The following is a 12,257-nucleotide window of genomic DNA, read 5'->3' on the forward strand; positions in this document are numbered from 1 at the left end:
TATGCCGATAAAGGTTATATCGGCAAAGAGTTAAATGAAAAACTAAAGGAACTCGATGTAGATTTGATTACAACAGTTCGAAAAAACATGAAGTCGAAAGCCATGTCAGCCTTCGATAGAGCCATGTTATCAAAGAGATACATCATTGAAACTATCAATGACCAGTTGAAGAATATATCTCAAATAGAACATAGCCGCCATCGCAGTGAAACAAGTTTCATGCTCAACTTGATATCTGGAATAGTGGCTTATTGCTTAAAGAAACAGAAGCCGTGTATAAAACTATCAGCAGATGTATTTGGTATGATGCCAGACTAATAAATGGCGATGCTTAACCAGATCTCAGGTTAATTAATTCATCAATTTGGCAATCACACATGCTGACATGGTTAGCAAGTTTCGATAAAGCGGGTGAATTACTCGATAAATGTGAAGGTAACGTCAAGGCTGCTTTTGCAATGATGTTAAGTAATAGATTGTATTTTTTACATCAAATTCACTTAGACCAAAGCATCGATAATTTATCCAGGCGTTTCAATATTGCCAACCCTAAATTACCCTTAGCCTTTACGGGTGACGCTCAAAATTGGGGTTTTAAAATTATCAGCATAGCGCGCCCTCTAGAACTAAGCTTTGAAATGGAGGCCATCTCATGAACCACTTAATTAAGCGTATTAAAACGCTACAAAACTTGGCGAACATTGACCAGGACGCACATAAACAAAATGTCAAAGATGTGAGCATGGGCCGTACAGATTCATGTGCCAGACTTGATGACCCTGAAATGCATATTTTGATTCTCCGTTATCAAAATATGGCACCAAAGAAACAAGGTAAACAACAATTACCGCCGCAGCTAAAAATGATTTATAGCTTGTGGGGTCAATTACATACTGCGGGCCTTGTGAATACAAACTCAAAACAAGCCTGCGATACCTTTTGTGAAAAGTACCTAAAAGGTAAAACATTAGCGCAAAGCGCAGCACAGTGGCACAACATTATTGAGGTATTAAAAGCCTGGTTAAAACGTGCTGAAAAACACCCACAAAATAACACTGAAAACGGTAGCGAGGTAACGACTCATGCATGATATTACAACGGACAAATATCAATTTGTGATTAACTCAGACAAAGCACAATTTACTGAGCATCATCAAAAAGCCCGTATGACAGATGATGATAGAAAAACAGGTCGGTGTATGCGTCAAATAGAAGAATACTTGGAAAATAAACGCTTATCACAAAAAGACGATATTGAATTTATGTGTGAGGAATTTACCCATGACTGATGAAGTAGCAGGTGAGTTAGACTTGCGCGCTTTACCTTATGGCCTGCGGCCCATCGTACAGCATTTGGGCGTTGAAAAAGCCATTAGCGTATTAACCAAGGAGCAGGGCCAAGTAATGTATATACCCGAGTTTCCAAATGAAGCCCATGAAGTGGTGAAATTGTTTAGTTTGAGCTTAGTCAAAGAATGGTCACAGCAATACGGCCAAGGCCCGTACCAAGTGCCAATGCTTGCTAAAGTACTCATTCAAATTCGTAACAAAGAAATATGCGCGGCCCTTGATGAGAACCGTGCAACTAAACTGGGTTTAACCAGGCGTTTTGGTATTACACGACAGCAAATAGCAAATATCTATAATGAGCACTTGGCAGAGACATCATCACAGCAACAACAAATAGGATTAATTTGATATGAGAAAGTTAAAATTCGATGGCTTTAGCGCATTTATTTTTATTATTTGCATCATTAATTTAGTACTTACGGTTGCGGTCTTATTTTTGCCTGAAGAAAGCGCAACGACAGAACGCATGAAAGTGCCACATCAAGGTAATGATAGTAGGTCGGTGTCCTTACCGGAACCTAACTATTGAAGGTTTTTGGTCATTTACTGTCAACACTTAAAACTGTGTTGGCAACTATTATATTTCAATTTCTATGATATCCATTTATAAGTCTTTGTTTAATTTCATGCAGACTATTTTTACCATAATCCGAAATTTGATTGTCATATTTTTCAATGACTATATCTATTTCATGCTCAAAAGAACCGATTGACTGGGCGCTCACAGATAAACGGGTTAACTTATGTACCGCTTCCCAATAAGCGCTTTCCTTAAAATGATCCATTGCCTTAACTCCGTTAGTGCACCATTTTTAAATATAGCGCACATTGAAATAAATAAAAAATAATTTCCTGCTTGTAATACGATATATTTTTGTTTTATCCTGTTGATTGCCTAAAACCAAATCAAACTAAAACCCCACCAATTCAACTGACTGAAAAACATTTTACAGTGTCTGATAATTCCCACATTTAGTTTAATAAATGCATGACTGATACAGCGCATGCACCTTTATATTTACTGGCTGAACAAATTGCCAATGCCAAAACGCGAGATGAAAAAATTGCGTTAGCAGCAAAGTGTCCTGGTCCTTACTTGGCTATTTTACGTAAACAAGTTCGCACCATTTATGACAAACGCAATATTGTTAAGCCTGCTAAAAAAACACTGCCTGCCTGTTTTATCTCGCTAAAACTGCGCTTAAAGCGCAAAAACAGGAAGGCTAATGGAAAAACTAAAGCAACAACTGACAAACCATGAAGGTGTTGAGCTGATGCCTTATCTATGTACATCTGGTGAATTGACCATAGGGGTGGGTAGAAACTTGGCGCGACGCGGTATTACCGCCCAAGAAGCTGACTTTATGCTTGAAAATGATATTGCTTTATTTACTGAGCTTGTCACTAACTCAATTGATACTTCACAGTGTAATGAACCGCGCTTAGCAGTGCTGATTAATATGGCCTTTAACCTTGGCATTACAGGCTTGCTTAAGTTTAAAAATACCCTTCATGCAGTTGAATTTGGGCAATACGATTTAGCGGCTGCTGAAATGCTCAATAGTAAGTGGGCCTCTCAAGTTGGGGATAGAGCAACCCAGCTTTCTCTTCAGATGGAAACAGGGTTATGGCAAGGAGTCAGTACCAAGGAGTGTAACTAATGAATACTGAACAAGAAAACCAATTATTCAAAAGCCTAGGTTCAATTGAATCAACCCAAGAAGCCATTTTAAAATCTATCGTTGATATTAAAACAGACATTCACAAATCTCTAGAAACCGTTAATAGCCGCATTGATAAAGTAGAAATGCGCGTTAAAGACGTTGAAACCAAAACGGATGCCCGCCTTGAAAAAGTAGAAACCAAAGTCACCAATACCCGTATTAAATTAGCGGCAAGCGGTGGAGCAGGTGGTTTACTGGTTTTGCTATTGGCTGAATTATTAAAAACGGGCGGTATTTAATATGGCCCACGGTTTGGACATCAAAAACGCTGTGAGACACAGCTATGTAACTGAGCTGTTAGCCATGTCTGTTGCTGCAATCAAAAACTCTGTCTCTGAAGGCACTGCACGGCGCTGGAAAATGGAGGCAAAAGACAATGGTGATGACTGGGAATTAGCACGTACCGCTACACGTAGAAGTGAAGGCCCAATGGGTGAATTTACCAGTGACTTTATTGAAGAATTCACCGTCCAGGTCAATGAAACCTTCACCATGCTCAAGCAAGAAAATGAAGGTATGAGCCTTGAACAAAGGACTAAGATACTGTCTAGCCTCACCGACATGATGGCTAAAGTCATGAAACACTCAGGTGGTAATAAAAAACTACAAAAACGCACTTTTGCTTTTGAAGTACTTAAGCTTTTAACCAAATTTATATCTACACAGCACCCTAAACTTGCACCCGCTTTTGTTGACATATTAACGTCATTTTCAGCGCGTATCGATAGTGAGTTTGATGACTAATGGCGGATATGAATTCTAAAGATTTTTTAACTGAAATTGAGAAACTTGCAGGGTCACTTCGCCGTGATATCGAAGCCAAAGAACGTGATATTGACCCAAGCCCAAAGGCGATAAAAGCGCGTCGAAAAAGGGTGCTTGCAGGGGATTTTGAATACTTTGTTTATACCTATTTTCCACATCACATGTGGCTGGATGAAGGGCAAAAAACATCTGAATTTCAAGACTATTTTATGAAGTGGTTTCCTGAAGCTTTAAAGATTAAGAACGGTTGGAAAAACTGGTTTGTTGCACCGCGTGGTGAAGGTAAATCAACATTAGCGGTCAAACTTGCACCTATCTATGTGGCCATTCAAGCCCTGTTACAAGATGAGGATGTACGTAAAGAACTGGGCCTAGAAGCGCCTCCTGTATTTATCGATTATATGATTTTGTTTGGTGCTGAAACCAAGATGCCAACCAAAACCTTGGAAGTGGTAAAAACTGAATTACTCAACAATAACAACCTGGCGTTAGACTTTCCTGAAGTATGCCAACCTTCACCCCTTTGGAAAATTGGCGAATTTGCCACAATCCAAGGCGTGCGATTTGAAAGTAAAGGCTCTGAACAAGCAGTGCGGGGCGCATTCAGCGGTGCCAGTCGGCCAAAGCTCTTAATGTGTGATGACATTATCACAGATAAAGAAGCCAAATCGGCAACAGAGCGAGAATCAAGATGGCGCTTTATTGAAGCGGCAGTGCAATACCTTGGCCCACCTGACGGCACTGTAAAATTCTTAGGTGTTAATACCGTACTTAACAATGATGACCCGATTTCACGCGCTGAAACTGCCCCTGGTCATATCGTGCATAAGTTCAAAGCCATTATGCAGTTTCCAGAGAATATGGACCTGTGGAATGAATGTCGTGAGTTGATGTTGCTGGATGATAAAACCTTTGAAAAGCGCTTTGCTGCGAAGGGGAAAGCAATATCAAAAGAAGATAAACCTTCCTATAAATTCTGGTTAAAACACAAACGCGTGATGAGCAAAGGCTCAAAAACCAGCTGGCCCAGTGTGCGTACTTTATATGATTTGATGTGTATGTGGGCTGCCAATAAACGTGAGTTTAATCGCGAGATGCAAGGCATTGCCAAATCAGATGAAGAAGCCATATTTTACCAGTTCGAATTTTGGGTAGATAGGCTAAATGATTGGGTGGCGTATGGTGCTTGCGACCCATCAATGGGTAAGTCTGAAAAAGCCGACCCGTCTGCGCTTTTAGTGGGGCTGTATAGCCGTGACTTAGGCAAACTCCATCTTGAATATGAGAGCCGAAAAGTCCGTGGTGCCAGTCGTTTATTGAATGATTTAATTCGCTGTCAAAAAGAATACGGCTGTGTGCTATGGGGCTTTGAAAATAACACCGCTTTTGAATATATGCGCAGTGACTTTATTAAGCGCGGTTTAGAGCAACACATTGCATTACCACTTCGCGGCGTCACCGCAACAATTAGCCAGGAAGAACGCATTGGTGCACTTGAACCCTTTGTGACAAATACCCCTGCACAAATTGCCTTTCATACAAAATGCCGCCTAGTCATGGACGAGCTTGAAAACTGGCCTGATAAACAAACCCATCATCATTATGATTTGAGCTCTGCACTGACTATTTTATGGATGGTAGCAAGCACGGGTGCCGGGGGCATGCCGCGTATTGGCAGTCGAAAAGTAACAAAGAATATCAGAGGCTACCATGTCTAATAAAACGACGAATAAAGTGACAAGTAAAACAGCTAAAAAGCCCAAACTAAACAGTAAAACGTTTGGTAAGTTATTACGTTTATTTAATCAAAACCAAACCGACCCCAACATGTGGGGCCATATCAAAGAGCTGCCAAATCCTGACCCAATCCTCAGAAAAGCAGGTAAAACGGCTGAGGTTTATGAAGAGATTTCACGGGATGGCCATGTCATCGCAGAGCTTAGAACCCTACGCTCTGGCATGTTCGCATTTAATGCCGAATTGGTGCCAGGCGGTGATGATGCAGCGAGTATGAAAAGCTATGAAATCGCCAAAGCTTTTATGGCTAAAAAACCTGACACCAATACCGAATGGGCGGACTTAGATTGGCACAATTACAGTGCGATTTTAAACGGTTTTAGTGTGCTGCATTTGGGGGCGTATGAAAAAAAAGACGGTTATTGGTTACCAACAAAAGTACAAAGTTGGCAGGGCAGTCGTTTTGCTTTTGATGGTGAACACAACTTATTAGTGAAAACCAAGGAAGCACCTAGAGGCGAGGAAACAGACCCCACCCGATGGACGTGTGTCAGGCATATGCCCACCGCGAAAAATCCGTATGGCATTGCATTATTAAGCAGTTGTTTTTGGCCGTGGACCTTTAAACATGGCGGGTTTAAGTTTTTTGTACAATTAACTGAACGCTTTGGTATTCCATTTCCCATAGGAAAATATCCCGTTGGTGCACAAGATAAAGACATTGAAGCATTGTTAGAGGGACTCACGAATTTAGTACAAGATGGTGTGGCTGCCATACCTGATGATACCCGTGTTGAAATCTTAGAAAGTAAGTTAAGTGGTGAGCCTGTACCACTGCAACTGATTAACTTATGTAATAGTGAAATCAGTAAAATACTCACTAGTCAAACACTCGCAACCGAGCAAAAAAATGGCGGTGCCAGGGCTGCCAGTGAAACCCATGCAAAACGCGCAGGTGAAAATCAGCGTGCTGATAGGGCGCTTGTGGCATCTGCCAGAAACCAGATTTTATCAGCCATTCATGATGTCAATTTTGATAGTGGCGTTGCGCCTAAATACATCTACAAAGATAAAAAAGAAATCAATTTAGAGACGGTAAATCGGGTAAAAGAAACAGCCCGTATTGTGCCAATTAGCGTTGATTGGGCATATCAAGAATTGGGCGTGCCTGCCCCTAAAGACGGCGAGGAAATTCTTGAAATTAAAGAGGAGGAAAAAGGCATTGCAACCCCTGCAAAATCGGACTTTTCAAAGTATGAATCAAATCCAAATAATCAAAGTAACCAGAGTAATCAAGGCTCACAAGCACAATTTGATGAATTCGACCGAGCAACTGAAGTTGAGATAGATAAAATTTGGCAGTACGCCAAAAACGCAGATTCATTAACAGATTTAAAAATCAAAATAACCGAAGCATTCCCTGAAATAACCCAAGGTGCCTTAGTTGATATCACAAAATCAGCTTTTGAACTTGAGTTTTTACAAGGTATGGATGACGAAAATAAAACAGTAACAATCGACGATGTGGAGATAAACAATGACTGACATAAATGCTATACCCCAAGGCTTTAAAAAGGATGGTAAAGGTAATTTAGTGGCACTGGCTAATATAAAACAAACCGACTTAATACGGGATGAATTTGTATATAAAGCCATAGCACAAGCTAAAAAAATGCAACTTGAACTGGCACAATTTAAAGAAAACCAAATGTCTGAAGCCGATGAGTTCATAGAATTATTAGCCCAAGAGCATGACGTTAAACTGGGCGGTAAAAAAGGCAATATTACACTTCGCTCATTTGACCACAAGCTCAAAGTCACACTACAAAATCAAGAACGAATTGAACTTGGCCCACAGCTGATAATCGCTAAACAATTAATTGATGAATGCTTAGAGACCTGGACACAAGATGGAAATCAGAATATTCAAATCATTGTTAATAATGTCTTTAATACCGACAAAGAAGGCACGATAAACCCGCAGCGGATTTTAAGCCTACGCAAATATGAAATCACGGATAACTCTGGTAAATGGCAAAAAGCCATGGATTTAATCGCAGAGTCAGTTGATGTGGTGGATTCATGTCGTTTTATTCGCTTTTATGAGACAGATGAAAACGGTAAAGAGCAGCCAATTTCACTCGATATTGCCAAACTTTAGGGGTTAATTATGTCAATTACGAAAGCGCAATGGGCAGCAATAGAAACCGAATTGAAAGGCTTTCTGCCGACTGTAAATTTTAAGCTGGGTGATGATGAAATCAATATTTCAAAAGTCAGAGCATCAGAGAATAAATTTGAATTAGGGGTGTTCATCAATGGAGACATTAAAGGTGACTGGTATCTCGGCGAAAAAGTACGCCCAGCGTGTATTGAGCAGGTTTGGAAAAAGAAAACAAAAGCAATTTATAGCCCTAAACGCATTAAAGAAATTGAAAAGGCTTGGGGTAAACGCCTTGCTAAAAAAGAATTTACCAATTTACACGATAAAATAACGTATCACTTACCATACTTTTCAAAAGCCAGCATATTAGTTCGCCAGTTCAAGAAAATCGAAGGTTTAGAACTTATCCCAAAAAAGGAAACTGAATAATGGAACCGATTTCAATTGCGTTAGCATTGGCTAAATTAACAGGGTTTGATAAGCAAGTAGGGCGCTGGCTTGGGGGTGATAATGGCGAAGAAGTTGCAAGCTCTGTCGTTGATATGGCGCAAATAATTACAGGTGCAAAATCACCTGAATATGCCCTACAAGAAATTCAAAAGTCTGAACAATTTCAAAAGCAATTAACACAGGCACTGATAACGTCTGAAAAAGAGTTAAATAAACTCGCTTTTGAAAATACCCAGGATGCCAGAGCCATGCAAATTCAGGCTTTGGCGCAAAATGATAAATTTTCTAAAAGATTTATTTATTATTTTGCTGCTTTTTGGTCTATATTTTCTGTTGTATATATTGTTTGTATTACCTTTGTCTCCATACCTCAAGATTCTGTCAGATTTGCGGATACTATCTTAGGTTTTATCCTTGGCACTGTAATTGCGACTATTATTAATTTCTTTTTTGGTAGTAGCTCAGGCAATGAAAAACGTACTGAAAGTCTCGACTTACAAGACGTTTTAAGCAAGGTTTAACAATTTATGCCTAACACAAACCTACAATATGGCGACCTGATACAGTTTCAGGAAGCCATTTTTTATTTTCGCCAAAAAGTACAAATACCCACAGACACCTGGCGTGATTTACAAGGCATGATCCATTCAAAAGCCTTTACAGTTGCGGGTGCTAACAAAACTCAATTACTCAATGATTTTAATCAAGCAATAGACAAAGCCATAACCAGTGGTGAAACCATCACGCAGTTTAGAAAGCGTTTTGATGAAATCGTAAAGGATCATGGTTGGTCATATAAAGGTAAACGCGGCTGGCGAACCCACGTTATTTATCAGAATAACAAAAATACGGCACGGGCCGCTGGTAGATGGCAACAACAAGAAAGATTAAAACAAAGACGGCCATATTTAATGTATTTAACTGCGGGAGATTTGCGCGTAAGACCTGAACATGGTTCATGGCATAAAATTGTATTGCACATTGATCATGAATTCTGGTTTTCACATTATCCACCCAATGGCTGGGGTTGCAGATGTAAAGTCGTCTCATTAAATAGCCGTGACATTAAACGATTAAATGTAAAAATAACCGATCAGGATAAATTGATTGATGTGGTTACAGTTGATGAAAAAACGGGAGGCTTAACAGGAATTGATTTAGGTTGGGATTATAATCCTGGTAAAGCTTGGTTGGGTCCAGACATTGTACTTGGAAAATCACTTATTGAAATGCCAGCTAATATAAGAGACATCGCAATACCAGAATTTAATAAAAGCATCTTGAAATCTAAACCTCACTATATAAATGTAGTAAATGAAATTGCAGCCAAAGTCGCATTAGATAAATTTAAAGATGATCAAAAGGTTTTTACACTGGGCTATATTGCCAGTGAAGAAATTACGAAGTTATTAAATAAAGCTAAACCCATATTAAATAGTTTGATCACAATAAGCTCAGCTGAAATTGCCTCATTATTAAAATCTGGTGTTCGGCTTGAAGTTTTAACCCAGTTGATGAATACATTGCATGATGCTAACTTATATAAATATCGCAATGGCATGTTAGAAATTATGGATACAGATATTAAAGTTAAAATATCAGAGCCTTTTAACACAATCACAATATCCAATGTATTTTATTCTAAATTCTAAGGACCATAATTGACAGTAAGATGTTTAAACCAGATTTAAACAGGCTTTAAACGGTGTTTAAACATCGTTTAAAGATTTTAAAATGATCGGTTTTAATCTAATTTTAAACGTCGAATGAACGAAAATGAGTGTAAAATGGGTCAGAATGAACAAATTATTCTAAATTCCAATGTCCGAAGTGATTTTTTAAAGATGGCGTTTAAACACGAAGAAGTCAGTAAAAGTAGGGCGTCCAGAGGTTTAAAATCTAAAATCCTATCCTTTGTTTAATTCTAGAAATGAACACCCCCTTACACCCCCTTACATTAACACAATCACACTCAAACCGTATTTAACATAATATCATTTATGGGCTATTTAAATATATGTAGATTTGGGGTAATTAAATTACTTTTAGACACTATTGCTGTTTTTATGGTGTACTGTATATATGTCCAGTACTAGTCAGTATCGGACATACTTAAAATATTACATTTGAATTCTTGAGCTCATTAATTTCTTAGCTTACTATCTAATTACAATAATTTTAATATGCATATTTATGAATTCTATAATTAATTCTGTTTTAGCTGATGTTTCATCTATTATTTTTGGTAAAGAAAAACAAATAAAATTATCCATTTCATGTTTATTGGCTCAAGGTCATTTATTAATTGAAGATTTACCAGGTATGGGAAAAACATCTCTTTCACATGCTTTAGCTGTTTCTTTAGGTTTGTCATATCAAAGAATTCAATTTACAAGTGATTTATTACCGTCAGATATTCTGGGAACATCTATTTTTGATACAAAAACGCAGGCTTTTAGTTTTCATAAAGGTCCTTTGTTTAGTCAAGTCGTTTTAGCTGATGAAATAAATCGAGCTGGACCAAAAACCCAAAGCGCATTACTTGAAGCTATGGAAGAAAAACAAGTCAGTATCGACGGACATAGTTATTTATTGCCACAGCCATTTTTTGTGATTGCAACACAAAACCCTATTCATCAAGCTGGTACATATCCTTTACCTGAATCCCAGCTAGATCGTTTTTTAATGCGTATTACCTTAGGCTATCCAGGTATGGAAGCTGAAAGAAAAATTATATTAGGCATGGATAACAATATAAATAGTTTAGGTACACGCTTAACAGAAAATGAATTTAGTAAATTACAAGAGCATGTAAAAACAATAAAGTTAAGTGATCCTGTTATAGACTATGTTTTAGCTTTAGTTAATCATAGTAGACTAGCTGGTCGTTATCCCATGCCACTTTCTCCTAGAGCAAGCATTGCACTAACTCGCGCTGCACAAGCTTGGGCATTTATTGATGGTAGAGATTTTGTAACACCAGATGATGTTCAAATGATATTTCCAAGTGTTGTTGAACATAGACTAAATATTAATTCAGGTATTCATCAAGGTGAATTAGCACAAGAGTTACTTAAAGAAGTAAAAGTGCCTGTATAAATGATTAAATTAACCTTAGATTCAGTCAAAAATTTAAAGCATAAGCTAAATGCTTTTCTTAACAAGTTATTATTGAAAAGAAAACATCAGTCAATTGATTTAACATTAAAGCATCATAACATTTATGTTTTACCATCTAAATTTGGTTTGATTTTTTTATGCTTTACTTTTTTAATTTTTTTACTCGGCAGTAATTATCAAAATAATCTCATTCTGTTAACTGCTTACCTTTTAATTTCTATCTTTACCATTGGTATTTTACAAAGCTATTTCAATTTAATTAATACCCAAATATCTTTCATTGGCGTTGAAGACGGTATTGAAAAAACGGGGTATTTATTGACATTTTCAGTCATGAACCAAAATAAAACGTATAGCTTTGTGGCTGAATCAGGCAATAACATAACCCTTGTGGACACCATATCATCGGATAAAAAGCTTGTAGAGTTACAAATTGAAGGTTTAAAACGTGGTAAACATTCAATAGATAGAATTAAAATGGTTTCTCGTTATCCCTATGGCTTAATGACAGTTTGGAGTTATGCTATTTTTCCTAAACATGTCTACATATACCCTACTCCATTACCTATATTATCTCATAACATGACTTTTTTTGGTGAAGGGGAAGAACAACTAAAAGACTTTAAGCATGGCAATGATGAGTTCTTTGCTATGAGAGAGCACGAAATTGGGGAATCATTATCTCGTGTATCTTGGAAACATTATGCAAAAACGGGTGAATTATTAGTAAAAGAATTTTCTGAATATAACTCTGGAGACTATATATTCAATTTGGAAGATATTCCAGGTGATTTTGAAACTAAATTAAGCCACTTAAGCTATTTAGTAAATCAAGCTTTCCATGATGAGTTACATTATGGTCTTGTATTACCAAACAAAAGTATTCCTGCATCTCAGGGGCTTTCTCACCTAAAAAACTGCTTACGGGCGCTCAGTGAGGCTTAAAT

At 37.8% G+C, this 12,257-nt stretch carries 19 protein-coding genes; 18 read left to right on the forward strand and 1 reads right to left on the reverse strand.

The window, feature by feature from the left end:
• The 6 genes from BM088_RS03680 to BM088_RS03705 form a co-directional block, all read left to right on the forward strand.
• Positions 1 to 318, forward strand: a 318-nt coding sequence (locus BM088_RS03680) for a transposase (protein ID WP_143085031.1), incomplete at its 5' end; no start/stop codon positions are given.
• Between the two features lie 59 nt (positions 319 to 377).
• A complete protein-coding gene (locus BM088_RS03685) occupies positions 378 to 656 on the forward strand; it encodes a hypothetical protein (protein WP_091980076.1) in 279 nt (92 codons plus the stop codon).
• Positions 653 to 1,090 carry a phage protein GemA/Gp16 family protein gene (locus BM088_RS03690; RefSeq protein ID WP_091980078.1) on the forward strand — a complete coding sequence of 146 codons (438 nt, stop codon included), beginning with the start codon at positions 653 to 655 and terminating at the stop codon, positions 1,088 to 1,090. Before BM088_RS03685 ends, BM088_RS03690 begins: the two co-directional genes overlap by 4 nt.
• On the forward strand, positions 1,083 to 1,289 hold the full coding sequence (locus BM088_RS03695; RefSeq protein WP_091980079.1) for a hypothetical protein: 207 nt from the start codon (positions 1,083 to 1,085) through the stop codon (positions 1,287 to 1,289). The genes BM088_RS03690 and BM088_RS03695 overlap by 8 nt, the downstream gene beginning before the upstream one ends.
• The gene (locus tag BM088_RS03700; protein WP_091980081.1) at positions 1,282 to 1,698 is read left to right on the forward strand and encodes a hypothetical protein; all 417 of its coding nucleotides are present in this window, start codon (positions 1,282 to 1,284) and stop codon (positions 1,696 to 1,698) included. Before BM088_RS03695 ends, BM088_RS03700 begins: the two co-directional genes overlap by 8 nt.
• Before the next feature lies 1 nt (position 1,699).
• A complete protein-coding gene (locus BM088_RS03705; RefSeq protein WP_091980083.1) occupies positions 1,700 to 1,879 on the forward strand; it encodes a hypothetical protein in 180 nt (59 codons plus the stop codon).
• Positions 1,880 to 1,934: 55 nt separating this feature from the next.
• On the opposite strand, the gene BM088_RS03710 is transcribed toward BM088_RS03705, so the two are convergent.
• Positions 1,935 to 2,135, reverse strand: coding sequence for a hypothetical protein (locus BM088_RS03710; protein ID WP_091980085.1), 201 nt, complete (start codon positions 2,133 to 2,135; stop codon positions 1,935 to 1,937).
• Positions 2,136 to 2,338: 203 nt separating this feature from the next.
• Here BM088_RS03710 and BM088_RS03715 point away from each other — a divergent pair, with 203 nt between their 5' ends.
• The 12 genes from BM088_RS03715 (at position 2,339) to BM088_RS03770 (ending at position 12,255) form a co-directional block, all read left to right on the forward strand.
• The gene (locus tag BM088_RS03715) at positions 2,339 to 2,611 is read left to right on the forward strand and encodes a hypothetical protein (protein ID WP_091980087.1); all 273 of its coding nucleotides are present in this window, start codon (positions 2,339 to 2,341) and stop codon (positions 2,609 to 2,611) included.
• Positions 2,577 to 3,011, forward strand: coding sequence for a glycoside hydrolase family protein (locus BM088_RS03720; RefSeq protein ID WP_091980089.1), 435 nt, complete (start codon positions 2,577 to 2,579; stop codon positions 3,009 to 3,011). The genes BM088_RS03715 and BM088_RS03720 overlap by 35 nt, the downstream gene beginning before the upstream one ends.
• Positions 3,011 to 3,313: a hypothetical protein gene (locus tag BM088_RS03725; RefSeq protein WP_091980091.1), complete on the forward strand. Its 303-nt coding sequence runs from the start codon at positions 3,011 to 3,013 to the stop codon at positions 3,311 to 3,313. The genes BM088_RS03720 and BM088_RS03725 overlap by 1 nt, the downstream gene beginning before the upstream one ends.
• 1 nt (position 3,314) lies before the next feature.
• Positions 3,315 to 3,818 carry a DUF1804 family protein gene (locus tag BM088_RS03730; protein WP_091980093.1) on the forward strand — a complete coding sequence of 168 codons (504 nt, stop codon included), beginning with the start codon at positions 3,315 to 3,317 and terminating at the stop codon, positions 3,816 to 3,818.
• The gene (locus BM088_RS03735; protein WP_091980095.1) at positions 3,818 to 5,557 is read left to right on the forward strand and encodes a hypothetical protein; all 1,740 of its coding nucleotides are present in this window, start codon (positions 3,818 to 3,820) and stop codon (positions 5,555 to 5,557) included. Before BM088_RS03730 ends, BM088_RS03735 begins: the two co-directional genes overlap by 1 nt.
• Entirely contained in the window at positions 5,550 to 7,121 is a 1,572-nt protein-coding gene (locus tag BM088_RS03740) for a phage portal protein family protein (protein ID WP_091980098.1), read from the forward strand. Before BM088_RS03735 ends, BM088_RS03740 begins: the two co-directional genes overlap by 8 nt.
• Positions 7,114 to 7,737: a DUF3164 family protein gene (locus BM088_RS03745; protein ID WP_245763749.1), complete on the forward strand. Its 624-nt coding sequence runs from the start codon at positions 7,114 to 7,116 to the stop codon at positions 7,735 to 7,737. Before BM088_RS03740 ends, BM088_RS03745 begins: the two co-directional genes overlap by 8 nt.
• A 9-nt stretch (positions 7,738 to 7,746) precedes the next feature.
• Entirely contained in the window at positions 7,747 to 8,169 is a 423-nt protein-coding gene (locus BM088_RS03750) for a hypothetical protein (RefSeq protein WP_091980100.1), read from the forward strand.
• Positions 8,169 to 8,711, forward strand: a complete 543-nt coding sequence (locus BM088_RS03755; protein ID WP_091980102.1) for a hypothetical protein — start codon at positions 8,169 to 8,171, stop codon at positions 8,709 to 8,711. The genes BM088_RS03750 and BM088_RS03755 overlap by 1 nt, the downstream gene beginning before the upstream one ends.
• A gap of 6 nt (positions 8,712 to 8,717) precedes the next feature.
• Positions 8,718 to 9,842, forward strand: a complete 1,125-nt coding sequence (locus BM088_RS03760; RefSeq protein ID WP_091980104.1) for a phage head morphogenesis protein — start codon at positions 8,718 to 8,720, stop codon at positions 9,840 to 9,842.
• Between the two features lie 541 nt (positions 9,843 to 10,383).
• The gene (locus BM088_RS03765; protein ID WP_091980106.1) at positions 10,384 to 11,289 is read left to right on the forward strand and encodes an AAA family ATPase; all 906 of its coding nucleotides are present in this window, start codon (positions 10,384 to 10,386) and stop codon (positions 11,287 to 11,289) included.
• Complete coding sequence (locus tag BM088_RS03770) at positions 11,290 to 12,255, forward strand: DUF58 domain-containing protein (protein ID WP_091980108.1); 966 nt, start codon at positions 11,290 to 11,292, stop codon at positions 12,253 to 12,255.
• Positions 12,256 to 12,257: the final 2 nt, after the last annotated feature.

The sequence above is a fragment of the Pseudoalteromonas denitrificans DSM 6059 genome (assembly GCF_900112265.1).
Taxonomy (GTDB): Bacteria; Pseudomonadota; Gammaproteobacteria; order Enterobacterales; family Alteromonadaceae; genus Pseudoalteromonas; species Pseudoalteromonas denitrificans.